We start from the raw sequence: 19,788 nt of genomic DNA, 5'->3' as shown, positions 1-19,788 counted from the left end.
AATGCTCAGTGTTGATAAGAACGATCACGCACTGCTTTTCCGACAGGCATGCATCTGGTCTGCCTTCTGGGTCCAATATGATCCGGGCTGCAGTTCGACGCCTCGGCCCTCACCCGTCTCCGGCACCCAGTGGCTCCAGGTGCCCTCAATGACAACGCCCTGATAGTCTGCCGAATGTGCATGTATGGGTGCTTGCCATCCCCGCGGGACTTTCAGCAGCGTTCCGGCCGGACCCACATCGCGCTTGCCCCATAAGGGGCCCAGCCGGTGGGGCTGGTCAGGCATTTCCTCATAATAGGGTACCTTCTCAACGGGCAAGTATGTATTCTCCAGGGCGTAAGTTTGAGACGGCGGGATAACAACTGCCGCTATCGCCGCACAAGCTTTGGAAAAGCACTGACATCTCCCTCAACGTTGCCACGTTGCCACGAATCTACTGGTGGCAGGAAGAAGCCTGTTGTGGAATGCCGGACCAACAATGATACTGCGTCCGAGATGCATGCTCGATCATCCAATTCTGCCGATCCCGTCATTGACCTTCTTGGACAATTTCTGCGTGATCTCAGGCCGGCGGAGGCGAGTTACTGCCGCGCCGAGGTAACGCGGCCTTGGGGCATCGACCTGCAATTCCAAAAAGGAATTCGCTTCCATTTCGTCGCCGAAGGCACCTGATGGGCGAACCCCGAGCCTAAGTGCGCGGATGAAGGGCATTGCATCAAGGGCAATAGGCTCCTTGGCCGAGTGCGTCGTCCGCTTATTGGCGCATTTGCGCTCTCGTATCGGCTCTCACCAACAGCGGCTCCACCCCAGGGCGGCTGTGGTCGTCAGGTACCAAGCGTCGGATTTAACAACTAAAACAGCGCCTTCAGCTCCGGTAATTTGTCGTTGACCAGCCAGCCATAGTAATTTTCCTCGGGCAGCTTCTCCGGTTCGCCCGCGTCGCGGCGCCTGTCGTTCTCGGCCTTCAGCGCATGGGCACGCTGTTCCGGATTGCCGACATTGTAGAGCGTCGATGTGATGCCGGGATTGCCCGATATGTCGAAGCCGGCAATGCTCTGGTAGGCATCGATCGATTTCCGGATCGTCGCTGCGACATAATCCAATGTCAGGTCCGGATCCATGATGGTCTTGTAGACCGCGTTCGGATCGCCGACGTCGAGCTTCGGCAGACCGGAAACCTGGTGCACGAGATCGCTCATCTGCAACGCCGTCAGCGGATTGAGCTGACCGAGGCCAAAAGTCTGGCCGGCATAATAGGGCTGGAAGAAAGTGGCGCCGAAGCGGTCGTCGGGGAAGCTCTCACCGCCGACAGTCTTGCCGCGAAAAGACTGGTTCCACACCTGCTCGCGGCATTCCCAGAGCGCGTAACTGTCCGATTTGCCGGCGCATTCCTGGAATTGCGGCCGCTGCACGAAATCGGTGATGTCCTCGCCCTCATAGGCGAAGGACAGCTTGCTCGACAGATAGGAGATCGCCTTGACGTAGTAGGTCTGCAGCCGGTCGTAGGCGTCGACATTGTAGGTGTGCTCGCCGACGATGGCGCCGACGATATGCATCGGGTCGATGCCATAGGTCGCCGCAGCCTGGCTGATCTTGCCGCGAAGACCGGCGTCGTGCTGCAGCAGCGCATAGACCTTGCTGTATTTTGCCTGGAAGGTGGTGTTGGTGGCTTGGGTGCGCCGGCTCGAGGCGCCCGGTATGTTGGGCTGCTGGGCATGACTGTTGCCCGGCGGCACCATCGTCGCCGCTTCGGCGGCGAACATGGCTGTCGCCAGCGTCAGCCCGAGAATGACGAGGATCAGTTTTTTCATGCGCCGCCGCCTGCAACAGCGCATGACCCCCAGAATCGATTTTCGGGGTCATGCGCAAAACCAACTGTATAGCGCCCGTTGCACGCCCAACTGATGCGCGGCGCTGTAGTTGCCGGGCAAACTAGGTAAAGCTGGAAGTGGAGTCGAGGGCCCCTGCGCCGGGCAAGACAAAAGCTGGCCAGATGCTTCCATTTGGCCACACATTTCAGAACTTGCCGGCTCCCCCGGCCCATTTCTTGTGGGATGGATTGCCTGCTACAGGATGAAACGCGACAAATCCGTGTTTCTGGACAGGTCGCCGACGTGCTTCTCCACATAGGCGGCGTCGACGGTCACCGCCGTGCCGTGGCGGTCCGGCGCGTCATAGGAGATCTCGTCCAGCACCCGCTCCATGACCGTCTGCAGCCGCCTGGCGCCGATGTTCTCGACGCTGGCGTTGAGATCGACCGCAATGCCGGCCAGCGAATCGATGGCATCGTCCGTGAAGACGAGATCGACGCCCTCGGTCTTCATCAGCGCGATGTACTGCTTGATCAGGCTGGCCTCGGTCTCGGTCAGGATGCGGACGAAATCGTCCTTCTCCAGTGCACGCAGCTCGACGCGGATCGGCAGTCGGCCCTGCAGTTCCGGCAGCAGGTCCGACGGCTTGGCCACGTGAAACGCACCCGATGCGATGAACAGGATGTGGTCGGTCTTCACCGGTCCGTATTTGGTCGCCACCGTGGTGCCTTCGACAAGCGGCAGCAGGTCGCGCTGCACGCCTTCGCGGGAAACACCCGCGCCCATGCCGCCTTCCCGCGAGGCGATCTTGTCGATCTCGTCGAGGAAGACGATGCCGTCGTTTTCGGTCGATTCGAGCGCGCTACGCACCACCTCGTCCTGGTCGAGCAGCTTGTCGGACTCGTCGCCGACCAGCACCGTGTACGATTCCTTCACCGTCGTCTTGCGCGTCTTGGTCTTCTGGCCGCCCATCGCTTTCGACAGCATGTCGTTGATGTTCAACACGCCGATATTGGCGCCCGGCATGCCGGGGATCTCGAAGCCGGGCATGCCGCCAGTGCCGGTGTCGCTCACTTCGATCTCGATCTCCTTGTCGTCGAGCTCGCCGTCGCGCAGCTTCTTGCGGAAACTGTCGCGCGTGGCCGGGCTCGCCGTCTTGCCGACGAGCGCTTCCAGCACACGTTCCTCGGCATTGATATGGGCCCGCGCCTTGACATCCTCGCGCATCTTCTCGCGCACCAGGCCGATGGCGATCTCGACCAGATCGCGGATGATCTGCTCGACGTCGCGGCCGACATAGCCGACCTCGGTGAACTTGGTCGCCTCGACCTTGACGAACGGCGCACCGGCAAGGCGTGCCAGGCGGCGCGAGATCTCGGTCTTGCCGACGCCGGTCGGGCCGATCATCAGGATGTTCTTCGGCATCACCTCTTCACGCATCTGGCCTTCGAGCTGCTGGCGGCGCCAGCGGTTGCGCAGGGCGATGGCCACGGCGCGCTTGGCGTCCTTCTGGCCGATGATGAAGCGATCGAGTTCCGAAACGATTTCGCGCGGCGAGAATGTGCTCATATTCCTAAATTCCACTTTGCCACTGCCGGATGGACTCGAACGGATGCAGCAGCATGATCACGTTGAGTGTCAGATTGTCCCGGATGAGGTAGCCGACACCGAATTCGAAGATGACGGCCAGGGTCACGATCACCCATATAGGAAGCCTGCGCGCCATCACAAATCCCAGCACCATCGCCAGTGTGTCCGCCACCGAATTGATGATACTGTCGCCATAGTAGTCGAGCGAGATCGTGCCGGCTCGATAGCGCTCGATGATCACCGGGCTGTTCTCGAGAAGTTCCCAACCGCCCTCAATGACGACCGCAAGCGCCAGCCTGAGCCCGATCGGCGAGCGCGGGAACAGAGCCCACGCCAGCGCATAGAACAGGAAGCCGTGGATGAGGTGCGAGAATGTGTACCAGTCGGAAATATGCTGGGAATTCTCCGAACTCTGCACGATGCCGTGCCACAGCTTGACATAGCCGCACGTGCAGATCGGGGTTCGGCCCATGCCGGAAAGGACTCCGGCCTGGAATATGATCAGGCCGAGGACGAGCAGAAGTCCCATCCGCCAGCTGTCTTCGTAGGCCGAGACGGGTTTGTCGGCGCCGGTTGTGCTCATGCTGTTACTGCCCCTCTTCGGCTTTATTCGGCGTCGCCTTATTCGATATCGTCCTCTTCGGCGTCGATTGCCATCAGCACGGCGTCGCCATATTCCGATTGCCTTCGATCGATAGCTCTGAAACCGGCCTTTTCATAGGCGCGGATCGCTCGTCCGTTGGATGGATCCGGGTCGATGATGACACGCGGCGCCCCTTCCTCGAACAGCTGTTCCACGAACTGCCGGACAATTGCCGAGCCGTGGCCGCATCCGATAAGCTCAGGCCTGCCGATCGACAGATCTATGCCGAGCGTACCGAACGGCTGGTCGCTATAGGGATGGCCTTCCTCCAGATGCGGGTCGTAGCTCTGCATGTAGCCGATCGGCTCGCCATCGAGCTCGATGATCAGCGGTTCGACGGAAATGCTGTCGATGTGTTCGCGGATCTGGGCGATCTCCGTCTCGGGATCATCCCACCACTCCGCGACATGCGGCTCGGCCAGCCATGCCGCAATCATCGGCAGGTCCGCCTCCGTCACCGGCCGAAAATCGTATCTATTTTCTTGTTTGGCCATGATCTTCTCCGAACCGAAGGTCAGCGAAGCAAAAACCGGTTTCCACTTTTCGGGATCATGGCCAGCGGCCGGCTCAGCCGGCATCGAGCGTTTCGATGACGAAGCTATTGTTGGTGTAGACGCAAATGTCGGATGCGATCTGCATCGCCTTTCGCGCGATTTCTTCGGCATCCTTGTCGGAATCCATCAGTGCGCGCGCCGCGGCCAGCGCGTAATTGCCGCCCGAACCGATGGCCATGACGCCATGTTCGGGTTCGAGCACGTCGCCGGTGCCGGTCAGCGCCAGCGAAACCGATTTGTCCGCAACCAGCATCATCGCTTCAAGCCGGCGCAGATAGCGGTCGGTGCGCCAATCCTTGGCGAGTTCGACGCAGGCCCGCGTCAATTGCTCCGGATATTGTTCGAGCTTGGCTTCCAGCCGCTCCAGAAGCGTGAAGGCGTCAGCGGTGGCGCCGGCGAAACCGGCAATGACATTGCCGCTTTTGCCGATGCGGCGCACCTTCTTGGCATTGCCCTTCATGATGGTCTGGCCGAGACTGACCTGGCCGTCGCCGGCAATCACCACCTTGCCGCCCTTGCGCACCGTCACGATAGTCGTGGCGTGCATGGTCAGTTCATTCGACATCTTCTGCTCCGATCAGCACCGGTCCGCAAAAGGCGATTGGCGCGTTACGAGTGACTTGATCGACCATATGTATGCATAGGTCCGATGATTGCAAACCAGCCACCCGCCAGGCTCGATATCCCCTGGCATGGCAACTGGCAATCGCCGGATCATGCTGCTAGAAGGCTCTCGTTTTCAAGCACGTGGACGCTTGGAACGTCTGAACTCTGGACAAGGATGAGGTCATGCCGCCCCGTTCCGCCAACGCCAGCCGCAAGACTGGGGAGACCGACATATCCGTGTCGGTCCAGGTCGACGGCTCGGGAAAATCCGATATTTCGACGGGCGTTGGCTTCTTCGACCACATGCTGGACCAGCTGTCGCGCCATTCGCTGATCGACATGACAGTCAAGGCCAAGGGCGATCTGCACATAGACGACCACCACACGGTCGAGGACACCGGCATCGCGCTCGGCCAGGCGCTGGCCAAGGCGTTGGGCGAGCGGCGTGGCATCATGCGCTATGCCTCGGTCGATCTCGCCATGGACGAGACGCTGACGCGCGCGGCGATCGACGTTTCCGGCCGTCCTTTCCTTGTCTGGAACGTTGCGTTCTCGTCGCCGAAGATCGGCACGTTCGACACCGAACTGGTGCGCGAATTCTTCCAGGCCCTGGCGCAGAATGCCGGCATCACGCTGCATGTCGCCAACCACTACGGCGCCAACAATCATCACATCGCCGAGACCTGCTTCAAGGCGGTGGCGCGCGCGCTGCGTTTCGCGCTTGAAAGCGACCCGCGCCAGCCGGATGCGGTTCCTTCCACCAAGGGATCTCTGAAGGGATAGGCCATGGCCGTCTATGTCGTGATGGAACCGCCGGGCGGCGGCGAAAAGCCTGATGTAACCTTTGTCCGGGATGGGTTTTCCTGGCTCGGCTTCCTCGTGTCGCCGCTGTGGTTGCTCTGGCACCGGTTGTGGATCGAGGCAGCACTGGCGTTTGTCGCCATGGCTCTCCTTTCGATGATTGCCGAAGGGCTGAGTCTTGGGCTGGCCGGCCCGCTGCTGTCGCTGCTTGTATCGCTCTATGTCGGGCTGGAAGGTCAGGCCTTGCGGATCGCCGCACTGCGCCGTCGTGGCTGGCATGAATGGGGCGTCGTCGAAGCCAACAGGCTCGACGATGCCGATACGCGCTATGTGCTGGAAGCCGAAGCGCAAGCGGACGAGCAAGCGCCAGTGCCGCACATCGTTCCGGACGCCGCCCATGCCCGGCCGACGCATATGGGCATCGCGCTGGGGTTGAACCACACTCCGGGACGACCCTGACATGCGGGTCGCGATCATCGACTACGGCTCGGGCAACCTGCGCTCAGCCACCAAGGCCTTCGAGCGCGCCGCGCATGAAGCCGGTATCGCCGCCGCGATCGACCTGACCGCCGATGCCGAGCGTGTCAGGACCGCCGATCGCATCGTCCTGCCCGGCGTCGGCGCCTATGCCGATTGCGCGGCCGGGCTGCGCGCTGTGGCCGGGATGTGGGAAGCGGTCGAGGAGGTCGCGATCGTCAAGGGGCGGCCATTCCTCGGCATCTGCGTCGGCATGCAGCTGATGTCGGAGCGGGGCCTGGAAAAGACCGTGACAAAAGGTTTTGGATGGATCGCCGGCGACGTCAAGGAGATCACCCCGGCCGATCCTGCGCTGAAGATCCCGCAGATCGGCTGGAACACGATCGAGCTCACGCGCAAGCATCCGCTGTTTTCCGGCATTCCGACCGGCGCCAAGGGACTGCACGCCTATTTCGTTCATTCCTACCATCTCGACGCGCAGAAGCCGGAGGAGGTGCTGGCGATTGCCGACTACGGTGGTCCGGTGACGGCCGCTGTTGTCAGCGGCAATCTCGCCGGCACGCAGTTTCATCCCGAAAAGAGCCAGGCGCTTGGCCTGGCGCTGATCACTAATTTTCTGCGCTGGAGGCCCTAGGATCATGAATAGGAAAGGCTACTGGGTGGTCATGCTCACGGTGACTGACCCCGACGGTTATCAGCGCTACCGTGACGCCATCGGTGACGCCATTTCGCGCTACGACGGCCGCTATCTCGTGCGCGGCGGACAGGTCACAAACCCAGAAGGATCGGAATTTGACAGGCATGTTGTGGTCGAGTTCGACTCTTATCAGACAGCGCTGAACTGTTACCAGTCGCCGGCCTATCAGACCGCACTACGGAATCGACTGGCGGCTTCGACCGGCCATTTCGCGATTGTCGAGGGCGCCTGAAAGTGATCCTGTTCCCGGCCATCGACCTCAAGGACGGCAAGTGCGTGCGCCTGAAGCACGGCGATATGGCGACCGCGACGATCTACAATGACGACCCGGCCGCGCAGGCCAGGGCCTTCGAGCAACAGGGCTTTGAATGGCTGCATGTCGTTGACCTCAACGGCGCCTTCAAAGGCCAGAGCGTCAACAGCGCGGCGGTCGGCGCCATCCTCAAGGCGACGAAAAACCCGGTGCAACTCGGCGGCGGCATCCGCACCCTGGCGCAGGTCGAGGACTGGCTCGATCGCGGGCTGGCCCGGATCATTCTCGGCACGGTGGCCGTGCGCGATCCGGATCTGGTCAGGCAGGCCTGCAAGGCGTTCCCGGGCAAGATCGCCGTCGGCATCGACGCCAAGGGCGGCAAGGTGGCGGTCGAGGGCTGGGCCGAGGCCTCGAGCCTCGGCGTCATCGAACTGGCGAGGAAGTTCGAGGGTGCCGGCGTCGCCGCCATCATCTACACCGACATCGACCGCGACGGTGTGCTGACCGGCATCAACTGGGATGCCACCATCGATCTCGCCGAAGCAGTTTCAATCCCGGTCATCGCCTCCGGGGGGCTTGCCTCGATCGCCGACATCGTGCGCATGACCATGCCCGATGCGCAAAAACTCGAAGGTGCCATCTCCGGCCGCGCGCTTTATGACGGGCGTATCGATCCGGCCGAGGCACTGGCGATCCTGGCGGCAGGACCGGAGAAGGCGAGGGCGCGATGAAACTCTCGATCATCCTCGCACCCTATGACAGCGGCCTTTATCATGCCGGCTGTGGCCAGGGCCCCGACGCCATCATTGCCGGCGGCCTCGTCGATGAACTTGCCTTTCGCGGCCACGATGTCGTCGTCGAGGACATCGGCGAGGTCGGCGATGCCCAGAAACGCGAAATCGCGACAGGTTTCGCGGTTTGTCGGGCAGTCGCCACAAAGGTCGACATGGCGCGCGACGATGAGCGTTTTCCCATTGTGCTCACCGGAAATTGCCTGACCGCCGCCGGTGCGGTGGCTGGCGATACCGCTGATTCGATCATCTGGATCGATCAGCATGGCGATCTCAACACGCCCGAGACGTCCGCCTACGGCTTTCTCGACGGCATGGCGCTGGCGACGACGCTGGGGCTCTGCTGGCGCCCTATGACGTCAGCGATTCCCGGCTTCCAGGCGATCGACCCGTCGCGGTGCGTACTGGTCGATGCACGCGACCTCGATCCCGATGAAAGGCGGCTTCTGGAGACGTTGCCGATCATTCGCGCCCATTGGGCCGATGCACTCGACAATGTCGGAAAGCTCAAGGCGGCCGGCGCGGCCCAAGTGCATTTGCATCTGGATCTGGATGTTCACGATCCCGATGTGCTGCAAGTGAACCGCTATGCACGGCCGGGAGGTCCAAATCCGGAGCAGCTGCGGCAACTGGTTTGCGGGCTGGCCAAGTCGATCCCGATCGTCGGCGTCACTCTGTCCGCCTACGATCCTGCCTTTGACGCCAAGGGCGAGGTTCCGCCTGTCGTTGGGCAATTGCTTGGCGATTTTCTTGCCGCGCTTGCGAGGATCTGATGCTGAAAGCCCGCGTCATCCCCTGTCTCGACGTCAAGAACGGCCGCGTCGTCAAGGGCGTCAACTTCGTCGACTTGGTCGATGCCGGCGATCCGGTCGAGGCGGCCAAGGCCTATGACGCCGCCGGCGCCGACGAACTCTGCTTCCTCGACATCACCGCTTCGTCCGAAAATCGCGAAACCATCTTCGACATCGTCGCCCGCACCGCCGAGCAATGCTTCATGCCGCTGACCGTCGGCGGCGGCGTGCGACAGGTCGCCGACATAAGAAAGCTGCTTTTGGCCGGCGCCGACAAGGTATCGATCAATACGGCGGCGGTGAAGAATCCCGATTTCGTCGCCGAGGCGGCTGACAAATTCGGCAACCAGTGCATCGTCATCGCCATCGATGCCAAGAAAATATCGGGCGAAGGCGAGGCCGACCGCTGGGAGATTTTTACCCATGGCGGCCGCGAAAAGACCGGCATCGACGCGGTCGAATTCGCTCAGCAGATGGTCGATCGCGGCGCCGGCGAGATCCTGCTGACGTCGATGGACCGCGACGGCACCAAGGCCGGCTATGACATCGCGCTCACCCGCGCGGTAGCCGACGCCGTGCGTGCGCCGGTCATCGCCTCCGGCGGCGTCGGCACGCTCGATCACATGGTCGAGGGCATTCGCGACGGCCATGCCGGCGCGGTGCTGGCGGCATCGATCTTCCATTTCGGCACCTACAGCATTGCCGAAGCCAAGGCGCATATGGCCCGCGCCGGCCTGCCGATGCGACTGGACTCCCCGGGTGATCGGCTCTAAAGCATGATCCCGAACCGAAGGTCCGCGCCAGCGAAAAATGGCTACCGCTTTTCGGAAAAGATACGCTTAAACAAGCAGATAGATGGCGCCATGGCTGACTTTTCGCTCTCCGATCTGGAGACAATCATCAGGGAACGCGCGCATTCCGGCGATCCGGATTCGTGGACGGCAAAGCTGTTCGCACGCGGCATGGACAAGGCGGCGCAGAAGCTCGGCGAAGAGGCGGTCGAAACGGTGATCGCGGCCGTTGGCGGTGACAGACAAGCCCTCGTTTCGGAAAGCGCCGATCTCATCTATCATTGGCTCGTCGTTCTGGGCGTCGCCGGCATTCCGCTTGCCGATGTCCTGACCGAACTCGAACGCCGCACCGGTCGTTCGGGCATCGCCGAAAAGGCGTCTCGGCAGGACCGGGGCTGATCGCTGCGGAGGGTAGGAAACTCGATGGACCAGCTCGCCCCCACCGAGAAATATTCGCCCTTTCGTTTTTTCTCGGCGGAGCAATGGTCGCAGTTCCGCGCCGACACGCCGATGACGCTCGGCGAGGACGAGGTCCGTCGCCTGCGTTCGCTCGACGACCCGGTCGACCTCGAAGAGGTCAAGCGCATCTATCTTTCGCTGTCCCGGCTGTTGTCGGCACATGTCGAGGCGAGCCAACTTCTGTTCAGGCAGCGCCAGGCCTTCTTCAACGCGGTGGATGTCGTCAAGACGCCCTTCATCATCGGCATCGCCGGCTCTGTCGCGGTCGGCAAATCGACCACGGCGCGCGTGCTCAAGGAATTGCTGGCGCGCTGGCCGTCGAGCCCCAAGGTCGATCTGATCACCACAGACGGCTTCCTGCTTCCCAACGAAATCCTGCGCCGCAACAATCTGATGGAACGCAAGGGCTTTCCCGACAGCTATGACGTCGGCGCATTGCTGCGTTTCCTGTCGGGCATCAAATCGGCGCTGCGCAATGTCCGCGCGCCGGTCTATTCGCACCTGACCTACGACGTCGTTCCCGGCGAGTTCCAGACCATCGACCGGCCCGATATATTGATCTTCGAAGGCATCAACGTGCTGCAGCCGGGCAAGCTGCCGAAGGACGGCAAGATTGTGCCTTTCCTGTCGGATTTCTTCGACTTCGCCATCTATATCGATGCCGAAGAGGAGCTGATCCATCAATGGTACATCGCCCGCTTCATGCGGCTGCGCGAGACCGCCTTCCGCGATCCGGACTCCTTCTTCCACCGCTATTCGCAACTTTCGCAAGCAGCGGCCCGCGCCATCGCGGAAGGCCTGTGGGCCAACATCAATCTGAAGAATTTGCGCGAGAACATCCTGCCGACGCGAGCCCGCGCCGATCTCATTCTGCGCAAGGGCGCCAATCATCTGGTCGAGGAAGTGGCGCTCAGGAAGCTGTAACGAAGCGGTTAACGGCGCCTTAGGCAGTGCCCGCTATCGTTCGATTGCCAATTCCGGAGCATTTTGTCGGGAGCCGGTCACCAATATGCCTGCATTGCGCCGGCCTGACATTTCCGCCTGGCGCGGAACACTTGCTCCGCGCCGGTTTCTCAAATTCGCCTCGGTGGGGCTCGCGGCCACAGTGCTCTTCGCGCTTTGTGCCAGCCTCTTCACCAGTGCCGGGTCAACATACCTGCCGCCGGCCACAGCCTCCGTCGCCGCCTATGCGGTCGCGGCAATATTCTCCTATCTCGGCCACAAGTTCTTCACCTTCATGTCGGCCGGCTCGCATCAATTCGAAGCGCCGCGTTTCGCCGTGCTGACCGGATTCGGCCTTGCCATCGCCTATCTTCTTCCGCTGCTCCTCGTCGGGCAGTTCGGCCTGCCGGTCGCGATTCCGATACTGCTCACCTGTGTTCTCATTCCGGTGGTCAACTTTGTTGTTCTCGAACGCTGGATCTTTTCCGGCCGATCAGCGGCGGGCCTGGACGGTGATCCGGAGCGGGTGCCGGTCTTGGGGAAATCCGATACTTGAAAAGAGACAGAGCGGCGATACGCCTCGACTTGAAAGTCCGCCGCTCTAGCCAGGATAGGTCACCCGTCTCAGCGTCAGGTTGATCCGCCCGCCATTCCTGAGCAGTGCCGAGGTCGACGCATAGATGCGGTCGACGCCGTGAAAACAGAGGCGGCCTTCGCCGCCAAGCACGACGACATCGCCGCTTTTCAGCCTGAACGATTTGGTGCCGCCTTCGCGCGTGCTCTGGCCGACCCTGAACAGGCAATCGTCGCCCAGTGAAACGGAGACGACCGGCGCGGAGAAATCAATCTCGTCGCGGTCTTGATGGAGGCCCATTTTCGCGTCCGGCGAATAGAAATTGACCAGGCAGGCCTCCGGGGGATGGGGATAGGCGGACACGTCCCGCCACAGCTCCAGCAGCACGTCCGGGATCGGCGGCCAGGGCGTTCCGGACACCGGGTGCGTCGGCTGGTAGCGATAGCCGCCCTCCTTATCGGTGACCCAGCCGAGCGAACCGCAATTGGTCATGCGCACGCTCATCTCCTTGCCGGTGCGCGGCATGGCCGGCACGAACAGGGGAGCCTCCTGCACGACCCGTCTCACATCCTCGACCAGCGCTTCCTGCACCGCACGGGACAGATAGCCGGGCATGTGGCGGACGCCTTTGGGCAGAACGAGCATGGTCGCTTGATCCGTTGGTCTGCAAACAACCAGAATGCCACCATCAAATGAAAACGGCGACCCGAAAGCCGCCGTTGTCGATTGGCCGTCGCCGATCTGGTCAGGCCCGATCTGGTCAGGCCCGATCTGGTCAGGCCTGGTCGAGATCCGGTACGCGCAGGACCTGCCCCGGATAGATCTTGTCCGGGTGGGTCAGCATCGGCTTGTTGGCCTCGAAAATGATCGTGTTCTTCGCACCCTTGCCCTTGCCGTAGCTCTTTTCGGCGATCTTCCAGAGGTTGTCGCCTTTCTTGACCGTGTAGAAGGTCGGTTCCTTGGCCGGGGCAGCGGGTGTGCCGGATTCGGGTGCGGCGACTTGCAATTCATCCGCCTGCACCTTGGACACGCCGAGCGTGTTGCCAACGGCGATGACCGCCTTTTCGAAGATCGATTGATCCTTGACTACGCCTTTCAGGACAGCCGTATCGCCTTTGACGACGACTTCGACATTGTCGGTGCCGAGCGCGTGCGAATCGAGTTCCTTCTTGAGCGTATCGGCGGTCGGCTCCGGCTCATCGTCGCCGAAGCCGAGCTTCTTGCCGACGCCCTTGACGAAATCAAACATGCCCATCTGTGGTCTCCCTTGCTGTGGCGAATACCAAACTTGCCACCTGCAACCTTGAATTGGAAGCCGTCGACCGCGCGATCGATGTCGCGCCTGCCGCATCGATTTTCGAAAAGCACGATGTGGATACAAAATGTCAGGCGTATTTTGTGCGTCCAAGTGGACGTACGTCGCTCTAATCGTCGTCCACCCGGCCACGCAGTTTCTTGATTGTTCCGCGTCCAGCCTTGGTCTTCAGCCGCCTTTCGACCGCGCCTTTCGACGGCCTCGTCTTCTTGCGCGGCGGCGGCGGCGGTTCGGCGGCCTTGGCGACCAGTTCCGCAAGCCGCGCCCGGGCGTCCGCCCGGTTCTGCTCTTGCGTGCGGAAGCGTCCGGCCTCGATGACGATGACGCCGTCCTTGGTGGCGCGTTGGCCCGCCAGCTTTATGGTTCGCTCGCGGACGCGCTCCGACAGGCCCGGTGCATTCGCCGCATCGAAGCGTAATTGCACCGCCGTCGCCACCTTGTTGACGTTCTGACCGCCAGGGCCGGACGAACGGATGAAGTCCTCGTGCAGGTCATCCGGATGGATCACCGCATCGTCGGCAATGATGATCTTGTCGTCGGCGCTCATGCCGCAGTCATGGCGCGGCAGGCGAAAAAAGAAAAGGCCCGATCCCCGGGTCGGGCCTTCCCGATCCCGGTCCGGGCCTTGAGGTGCAGATATCCAGCCGGCGATTATTCCGCGGCTTCGCGCATGCGCGGCGCGGCGCCGAGCACAATGGCGTCGACATGAGGTTCGAATTTTTCGAAATTGACGGCGAACATCCCGACCAGCCTCGCCGCCTGCAGGTCGTAGGCTGATGTATCGGCCCAGGTCGATCTCGGATCGAGAATGGCGCGGTCGACGCCGGCAACCGCCACCGGCACATCGAAACCAAAATTGGCGTCGGTCCGGAAATCGGCCCCTTTCAGCGAGCCGTCGAGTGCCGCGGCAAGCAGCGCTCGCGTCGCCTTGATCGGCATCCGCTTGCCGGTGCCGTACGCGCCGCCGGTCCAGCCGGTGTTGACCAGCCAGCAATCGACACCGTGATGGGCGATCAGTTCGCGCAGCAGATTGCCGTATTCCGACGGATGGCGCGGCATGAACGGTGCGCCGAAACAGGTCGAAAACGTCGCTTCGGGTTCGGTGACGCCCTTTTCGGTCCCAGCCACCTTGGCGGTGTAGCCGGAGAGGAAATGGTACATCGCCTGCGCAGGGGTCAGCCGTGCGATCGGCGGCATCACGCCGAATGCGTCGGCGGTCAGCATGATGATGTTTTTCGGGTGACCGGCGCGGCCCGTCTTGCTGGCGTTGGGGATGAAGTGGAGCGGATAGGCGCAGCGCGTGTTTTCAGTGAGACTGCCGTCGTCGAAATCCGGCACGCGGCCCGCATCGAGCACCACATTCTCCAGCACCGTGCCGAAGCGTTGCGTGGTGGCGAAGATCTCCGGCTCGGCTTCGGCCGAAAGCTTTATCGTCTTGGCATAACAGCCGCCTTCGAAATTGAAGATGCCATGCGGACCCCAGCCGTGCTCGTCGTCGCCGATCAGCGTGCGCGACGGATCGGCCGACAGCGTCGTCTTGCCGGTTCCCGAGAGGCCGAAGAAGATGGCCGCGTCTCCGTCGGCGCCTTCATTGGCCGAACAATGCATCGGCATCACGCCCTTGGCCGGCAACAGATAGTTGAGCACGGTGAAGACCGACTTCTTCATTTCGCCGGCATAGGAGGTGCCGCCGATCAGCACGATCATGCGCGAGAGATCGACGGCGATCACCGTTTCGGTGCGGGTGCCGTGGCGAACCGGATCGGCGCGGAACGACGGCAGGTCGATGATCGTCATGTCAGGCACGAAATGCTCGAGCTCGGCGGCTTCCGGACGAATGAGCAGATTGCGGATGAACAACGAGTGCCAGGCAAGCTCCGTGACGACCCTGGTCGTCAGTTTCAAGTCCTCATCGGCGCCGCCGACCAGGTCCTGCACATAAAGATCCTTGTCTGCTGCATGGGCGCGAAAATCGGCGAGCAGCGTTTCGAACTGGGCCGGCGACATCGCCTTATTGTTGTCCCACCATACACGCGGCCCGGTGGTCTCGTCACGCACGACGAATTTGTCCTTGGGCGAGCGGCCGGTGTGCTGCCCGGTCTCGGCGACCAGCGCGCCATGCGCGGTGAGCCGGGCCTCGCCGCGGCGGACCGCTTCCTCGTAAAGGACGGCTTCGCCGAAATTATAGCGCACCGCGCCCGTGGTCTTTAGGCCGATCCGATCGATCGCCCATGCGGGATTGCGTTTGCCGGCTTCCGACATGAGGGGTTCCTTCTTCGATTTGCAGCATCCTGGCCGGCGAATTTCCGGAGCCCCCACGAAGGAGACTGTAACGGTGAGAACCAGAAAAGCCAAATGATATCAAATAATTAATCGATTTAAATATTTTGAAAGTTGTTTAAATCGTTTATATGTGCAAAAAATCAGGCGGTTGCCCAAAGGATTGGCGGTCTTTAACAGTCCAATCCATGTTGAGGTGAGATTGTGGCCGCCGGCATGCCGCTCGTGACAGCGTACGAAGCCTGTGCCACATTTTGTACCTAATTTGTCCTGCAAAAGCCCCTTCTCGACCAAAGAAGGGACAGCTCATGAGGGAGCCACTTGAAATGGCAACAATCGCGCTTGTCGACGACGACCGCAACATTCTGACGTCGGTGTCGATCGCCCTCGAATCGGAGGGGTATCGCGTCGAAACCTACACGGATGGGGCGTCGGCGCTGGAAGGCCTGGCGGCGCGCCCGCCGAATCTCGCCATCCTTGACATCAAGATGCCGCGCATGGATGGCATGGAGCTTCTGCGCCGGATGCGCCAGAAATCCGACCTGCCGGTGATCTTCCTGACGTCCAAGGACGACGAGATCGATGAGCTTTTCGGCCTCAAGATGGGCGCCGACGACTTCATCCGCAAACCCTTCTCGCAGCGTCTTCTGGTCGAGCGGGTTCGCGCCGTGCTGCGCCGTGCCGGCGCCCGCGAGGCATCGGCCAAGACGCCCAGCCAGCAGGCCCGTTCGCTCGAGCGCGGCCAGCTTGTCATGGATCAGGAGCGTCACACCTGCACCTGGAAGGGCGAGCCGGTGACGCTTACCGTCACCGAGTTCCTGATCCTGCATTCTCTGGCCCAGCGCCCCGGTGTGGTAAAAAGCCGTGATGCGCTGATGGATTCGGCCTATGATGAGCAGGTCTATGTCGATGACCGCACCATCGACAGTCACATCAAGCGGCTTCGCAAGAAGTTCAAGGCCGTCGATGATGACTTCGAGATGATCGAAACCCTTTACGGAGTCGGATATCGGTTCCGCGAAGCATGAATTGATGCATGTCGCCCAAAAGTGGTCCCGGTTTTGCGACAACGACATGCTCAAAACTAAAGACTGAGCGGGGGCTGCTATTCGATGGCAGTGGACGTAGAGCGAGTGAGACGGACGGGCGCCCGGCGCCCGTCGCGGATTCTGCCGGCATTCCTGTCGAGAATCACGGTGCCGATGCGCCGCTTCCTCGGCCACCATATCTTTTCCAGCCTGACGCGGCGCATTCTCTTCCTCAACCTCGCCGGCCTGGCCGTCCTGGTCACCGGCATTCTCTACCTCAACACGTTTCGCGACGGGCTGATCGATGCCCGCGTCGAAAGCCTGATGACCCAGGGCGAGATCATCGCCGGGGCGATCGCGGCATCGGCGACGGTCGAGACCGATTCGATCAGCATCGATCCGGAAAAGCTGCTTGAACTGCAGGCCGGCGAAAGCCTGGGCCCCGGCTCCGATCAGCTCGACAATCTCGATTTTCCGATCAATCCGGAGCGCGTCGCGCCGGTGCTTAGGCGCTTGATTTCGCCGACACGGACGCGCGCCCGCATCTATGATCGCGAGGCCAATCTGTTGCTCGATTCCCGTCATCTCTATTCGCGTGGCCAGATCCTTCGCTACGACCTGCCGCCGGTCGACGCGGAAGAGCCCGACCTTCTGGAACGCATCCAGAAGTTCGTCTTCGACTTCTTCCGCAACACCGCGCTGCCGGTCTACCATGAACAGCCGGGCGGCAATGGCGCAGCATTTCCGGAGGTGGTCAAGGCGCTTACCGGCAGCCCGTCGACCATCGTGCGGATCTCCGAACAGGGCGAGCAGATTGTTTCGGTCGCCGTGCCGATCCAGCGCTTCCGCGCCGTCCTCGGCGTGCTGATGCTGTCGACGGAAGGCGGCGACATCGACAAGATCGTCGCGGCCGAGCGCAAGGCGATCCTGCGCGTCTTCGGCATCGCCGCCCTTGTCACCGCGATCCTGTCGATGCTGCTCGCCTCGACCATCGCCAACCCGCTGCGCCGGTTGTCGGCGGCGGCGGTCAGGGTGCGGCGCGGCGTCAAGAATCGCGAGGAAATCCCGGATTTCTCCGACCGGCAGGACGAGATCGGCAATCTGTCGATTGCCGTGCGCGACATGACCAATGCGCTCTACGCCCGCATCGAGGCGATCGAAAGTTTCGCGGCTGACGTCTCGCACGAATTGAAGAACCCGCTGACCTCGCTGCGCAGCGCGGTGGAGACCCTGCCGCTGGCCAAGAACGACACGTCGCGCGGCCGGCTGATGGAGATCATCCAGCACGACGTCAGGCGGCTGGACCGTCTCATCACCGACATTTCCGACGCCTCCCGTCTTGACGCCGAACTCGCGCGGGAAGACGCAGGAACCGTGGATCTCAAGAAATTCATCACTGATCTGGTCGACGTTTCGCGCACTGCGACGCGCAACAAGAAGACGGTTGACATCGAATTCAAGGTCGCCAAACTGCCGCAGGGCGTCAAAGGCTATTTCGTCGCCGGCCATGATCTGAGGATCGGCCAGGTCATCACCAATCTGATCGAGAATGCCCGCTCCTTCGTTCCTGAAGAGCGCGGCCACATCGCCATATCTCTGGCGCGCGCCGGCAAGGTCAACATCATCACCGTCGACGACAATGGTCCCGGTATCAGGGCCGACAACATCGACCGCATTTTCGAACGCTTCTACACCGACCGGCCGGCCGGCGAGGCGTTCGGCCAGAACTCAGGCCTCGGCCTGTCGATCAGCAGGCAGATCGTCGAAGCCCATGGCGGCACGCTGACCGCCGAGAACATCCCGGGCACCAAACCCGGCGAGATCAAGGGCGCGCGCTTCATCGTGACACTGCCAGCGGAAGGCTGATCTGTGCGCGCTGAAAACATTCACGGAACGGCTCTGCTGATCGGCGAGCGCGGCGTCCTCATCACCGGACCGTCCGGCGCCGGCAAGACGACGCTGGCGCTGACACTCCTGGATCATTGCCGCGCGCGCGGGCTGTTTTCGCGGCTTATCGGCGACGACAGGCTGCTCGCCGTGGCCCACGCGGGGCGGCTGGTCTGTCGCGTGCCGGCGACCATCGCCGGTCTCGCCGAAGTGCCTGGGTTCATGCCGCGCCCGCTGCCGTTCGAGCCGGGTGGAGTGATCGACCTGCATGTCCGGCTGGTACCGAAGGCAGAAATGGCCCGTTTCCAGGAGGAAATCAGCGAGCCGGTGGCAGGCTGTCCGGTGCCGCGTATCGACCTTGCCGAGCGCAACGCCGCCACGGCCCTGCCGGCGGTGATGGCGCGGCTGTCGATCGCGCCCTTTTTATGATTCGGTTCCGGTTTTTTGCTGCAATGCGTCAAAATGGCCTGGGCCTGTGCAATTTTGGGCTTGTCAACGCCTCTCGCGTCGACAAGATAGCGCTCCCGCCGCCTGGAATGGCCGGCGAGCATGAAACGCCTATGAACCGGCGATGACGGGAGCCACCAAAGAATGATCGGACTCGTGCTTGTAACGCACGGTCAACTGGCCGCCGAATTCCGCCATGCCGTGGAACATGTCGTCGGGCCACAAGACAGTTTCGAGACCGTGGCGATCGGCGCCGACGACGATATGGAGCAGCGCCGCAGCGACATCGTCGACGCCGTTGCTCGTGTCGACACGGGGGCGGGCGTCATCGTCTTGACCGACATGTTCGGCGGTACGCCCTCCAATCTCGCCATTTCGGTGATGGAATCCGGTCGTACCGAAGTCATTGCCGGCATGAACCTGCCGATGCTGATCAAGCTGTCCAGCATTCGCAAGGGCGACAATATGAGCGCAGCGCTGGACGAGGCGCAGGCGGCCGGCCGCAAATACATCAATGTCGCCAGCCAGCTTCTGAGCAGCAAATGAACGCGCTGTTGGCCAAGAAGGGTGACATCGTCCGGGAATTTCCAATCGTCAACCAGCGTGGCCTGCATGCCCGCGCCTCGGCGAAGTTCGTTCAGGTCGCAAGCGGCTTCGACGCCTCCGTCCAGGTCGAGAAGGACGGCGTCACGGTTGGCGGCACCTCGATCATGGGCCTCATGATGCTGGCGGCGAGCCCCGGCTATTCGATCCGCGTCACCGCCAGCGGCCCGGAGGCCGAGCAGGTGATCGACGCGCTGGAGCAACTGGTCGCCTCCCGCTTCGGCGAGGAGTCCTGACGCCCAGAGCGCCGCCCCTCATTTGGACGCGCAAAGGACGCTATGGCACTTTGAATTTGCGCATAGGCTTCCGGAAACCGATTCCGATTTCGCACCGAGGCGCCTCCGAAGACATGCACGGATAAAGATTTCTTTATATCCATTGTCGTCAGACCGACGATCTGCTAGTCAGGCCAGCAACTCGCGCCCTTCGACACGCCCTCCGGCGTGGG

At 61.9% G+C, this 19,788-nt stretch carries 25 protein-coding genes; 15 read left to right on the top strand and 10 right to left on the bottom strand.

Features of this window, described 5'->3' with window-relative positions:
- Positions 1–24: 24 nt before the first annotated feature.
- From EN807_RS02705 to hslV, 6 genes are all read right to left on the bottom strand, one after another.
- Positions 25–285 carry a DUF4437 domain-containing protein gene (locus EN807_RS02705; protein WP_348640240.1) on the bottom strand — a complete coding sequence of 87 codons (261 nt, stop codon included), beginning with the start codon at positions 283–285 and terminating at the stop codon, positions 25–27.
- Between the two features lie 566 nt (positions 286–851).
- The gene (locus tag EN807_RS02695; protein ID WP_135933787.1) at positions 852–1,811 is read right to left on the bottom strand and encodes a DUF1402 family protein; all 960 of its coding nucleotides are present in this window, start codon (positions 1,809–1,811) and stop codon (positions 852–854) included.
- 255 nt (positions 1,812–2,066) lie between these two features.
- On the bottom strand, positions 2,067–3,380 hold the full coding sequence (gene hslU, locus EN807_RS02690; protein WP_135933786.1) for an ATP-dependent protease ATPase subunit HslU: 1,314 nt from the start codon (positions 3,378–3,380) through the stop codon (positions 2,067–2,069).
- Positions 3,381–3,384: 4 nt separating this feature from the next.
- Positions 3,385–3,984 carry a DUF2585 domain-containing protein gene (locus tag EN807_RS02685; protein WP_135933785.1) on the bottom strand — a complete coding sequence of 200 codons (600 nt, stop codon included), beginning with the start codon at positions 3,982–3,984 and terminating at the stop codon, positions 3,385–3,387.
- A gap of 38 nt (positions 3,985–4,022) precedes the next feature.
- Positions 4,023–4,538: a GNAT family N-acetyltransferase gene (locus EN807_RS02680; RefSeq protein WP_135933784.1), complete on the bottom strand. Its 516-nt coding sequence runs from the start codon at positions 4,536–4,538 to the stop codon at positions 4,023–4,025.
- Between the two features lie 73 nt (positions 4,539–4,611).
- Positions 4,612–5,163, bottom strand: coding sequence for an ATP-dependent protease subunit HslV (gene hslV / locus EN807_RS02675; RefSeq protein ID WP_135933783.1), 552 nt, complete (start codon positions 5,161–5,163; stop codon positions 4,612–4,614).
- A gap of 224 nt (positions 5,164–5,387) precedes the next feature.
- On the opposite strand from hslV, the gene hisB reads away from it, so the two are divergent.
- The 10 genes from hisB (at position 5,388) to EN807_RS02625 (ending at position 11,762) form a co-directional block, all read left to right on the top strand.
- On the top strand, positions 5,388–5,987 hold the full coding sequence (hisB, locus tag EN807_RS02670; protein WP_065011535.1) for an imidazoleglycerol-phosphate dehydratase HisB: 600 nt from the start codon (positions 5,388–5,390) through the stop codon (positions 5,985–5,987).
- A gap of 3 nt (positions 5,988–5,990) precedes the next feature.
- Positions 5,991–6,464, top strand: coding sequence for a DUF2628 domain-containing protein (locus tag EN807_RS02665; protein WP_135933782.1), 474 nt, complete (start codon positions 5,991–5,993; stop codon positions 6,462–6,464).
- Between the two features lies 1 nt (position 6,465).
- Positions 6,466–7,116 (top strand): imidazole glycerol phosphate synthase subunit HisH, encoded by a 651-nt coding sequence (hisH, locus tag EN807_RS02660; protein WP_127314583.1) that lies wholly within the window; start codon positions 6,466–6,468, stop codon positions 7,114–7,116.
- 4 nt (positions 7,117–7,120) lie between these two features.
- Positions 7,121–7,411 (top strand): DUF1330 domain-containing protein, encoded by a 291-nt coding sequence (locus EN807_RS02655; RefSeq protein ID WP_127314582.1) that lies wholly within the window; start codon positions 7,121–7,123, stop codon positions 7,409–7,411.
- Between the two features lie 2 nt (positions 7,412–7,413).
- Positions 7,414–8,163 carry a 1-(5-phosphoribosyl)-5-[(5-phosphoribosylamino)methylideneamino]imidazole-4-carboxamide isomerase gene (gene hisA, locus EN807_RS02650; RefSeq protein WP_095517448.1) on the top strand — a complete coding sequence of 250 codons (750 nt, stop codon included), beginning with the start codon at positions 7,414–7,416 and terminating at the stop codon, positions 8,161–8,163.
- Positions 8,160–8,996 carry an arginase family protein gene (locus EN807_RS02645; protein ID WP_135933781.1) on the top strand — a complete coding sequence of 279 codons (837 nt, stop codon included), beginning with the start codon at positions 8,160–8,162 and terminating at the stop codon, positions 8,994–8,996. Before hisA ends, EN807_RS02645 begins: the two co-directional genes overlap by 4 nt.
- A complete protein-coding gene (hisF, locus tag EN807_RS02640) occupies positions 8,996–9,787 on the top strand; it encodes an imidazole glycerol phosphate synthase subunit HisF (RefSeq protein WP_135933780.1) in 792 nt (263 codons plus the stop codon). The genes EN807_RS02645 and hisF overlap by 1 nt, the downstream gene beginning before the upstream one ends.
- Positions 9,788–9,877: 90 nt before the next feature.
- Positions 9,878–10,204 (top strand): phosphoribosyl-ATP diphosphatase, encoded by a 327-nt coding sequence (locus tag EN807_RS02635; protein WP_135933779.1) that lies wholly within the window; start codon positions 9,878–9,880, stop codon positions 10,202–10,204.
- Positions 10,205–10,228: 24 nt separating this feature from the next.
- Positions 10,229–11,188, top strand: coding sequence for a type I pantothenate kinase (gene coaA / locus EN807_RS02630; protein WP_135933778.1), 960 nt, complete (start codon positions 10,229–10,231; stop codon positions 11,186–11,188).
- Positions 11,189–11,273: 85 nt separating this feature from the next.
- Complete coding sequence (locus EN807_RS02625) at positions 11,274–11,762, top strand: GtrA family protein (RefSeq protein ID WP_189522325.1); 489 nt, start codon at positions 11,274–11,276, stop codon at positions 11,760–11,762.
- A 45-nt stretch (positions 11,763–11,807) separates the two neighbouring features.
- Here the strand turns inward: EN807_RS02625 and EN807_RS02620 are convergent, their stop codons facing one another.
- From EN807_RS02620 to EN807_RS02605, 4 genes are all read right to left on the bottom strand, one after another.
- Positions 11,808–12,425 carry an alpha-ketoglutarate-dependent dioxygenase AlkB gene (locus EN807_RS02620; RefSeq protein ID WP_135933777.1) on the bottom strand — a complete coding sequence of 206 codons (618 nt, stop codon included), beginning with the start codon at positions 12,423–12,425 and terminating at the stop codon, positions 11,808–11,810.
- A 130-nt stretch (positions 12,426–12,555) separates the two neighbouring features.
- The gene (gene lysM / locus EN807_RS02615; protein ID WP_135933776.1) at positions 12,556–13,035 is read right to left on the bottom strand and encodes a peptidoglycan-binding protein LysM; all 480 of its coding nucleotides are present in this window, start codon (positions 13,033–13,035) and stop codon (positions 12,556–12,558) included.
- Positions 13,036–13,204: 169 nt separating this feature from the next.
- Entirely contained in the window at positions 13,205–13,642 is a 438-nt protein-coding gene (gene arfB, locus EN807_RS02610; protein ID WP_135933775.1) for an alternative ribosome rescue aminoacyl-tRNA hydrolase ArfB, read from the bottom strand.
- A gap of 104 nt (positions 13,643–13,746) precedes the next feature.
- Positions 13,747–15,357, bottom strand: a complete 1,611-nt coding sequence (locus EN807_RS02605) for a phosphoenolpyruvate carboxykinase (protein WP_135933774.1) — start codon at positions 15,355–15,357, stop codon at positions 13,747–13,749.
- Positions 15,358–15,701: 344 nt separating this feature from the next.
- Between EN807_RS02605 and EN807_RS02600 the strand changes: the two genes are divergently transcribed.
- From EN807_RS02600 to EN807_RS02575, 5 genes are all read left to right on the top strand, one after another.
- Positions 15,702–16,403: a response regulator transcription factor gene (locus tag EN807_RS02600; protein WP_127314573.1), complete on the top strand. Its 702-nt coding sequence runs from the start codon at positions 15,702–15,704 to the stop codon at positions 16,401–16,403.
- An 84-nt stretch (positions 16,404–16,487) separates the two neighbouring features.
- Positions 16,488–18,269, top strand: a complete 1,782-nt coding sequence (locus EN807_RS02590) for a sensor histidine kinase (protein WP_135933773.1) — start codon at positions 16,488–16,490, stop codon at positions 18,267–18,269.
- A gap of 3 nt (positions 18,270–18,272) precedes the next feature.
- Positions 18,273–18,719, top strand: coding sequence for a serine kinase (locus tag EN807_RS02585; protein ID WP_095484473.1), 447 nt, complete (start codon positions 18,273–18,275; stop codon positions 18,717–18,719).
- 162 nt (positions 18,720–18,881) lie between these two features.
- Positions 18,882–19,283 (top strand): PTS sugar transporter subunit IIA, encoded by a 402-nt coding sequence (locus tag EN807_RS02580; protein WP_029347440.1) that lies wholly within the window; start codon positions 18,882–18,884, stop codon positions 19,281–19,283.
- On the top strand, positions 19,280–19,576 hold the full coding sequence (locus EN807_RS02575) for an HPr family phosphocarrier protein (RefSeq protein WP_128342085.1): 297 nt from the start codon (positions 19,280–19,282) through the stop codon (positions 19,574–19,576). The genes EN807_RS02580 and EN807_RS02575 overlap by 4 nt, the downstream gene beginning before the upstream one ends.
- The last annotated feature ends 212 nt before the right edge of the window (positions 19,577–19,788 follow it).

This window comes from Mesorhizobium sp. M5C.F.Ca.ET.164.01.1.1, assembly GCF_004792125.1.
Taxonomy (GTDB): domain Bacteria; phylum Pseudomonadota; class Alphaproteobacteria; order Rhizobiales; family Rhizobiaceae; genus Mesorhizobium; species Mesorhizobium wenxiniae.
Note: the sequence above shows the minus strand (reverse complement) of the source record. Positions and strands in the feature narration are given on the sequence as shown.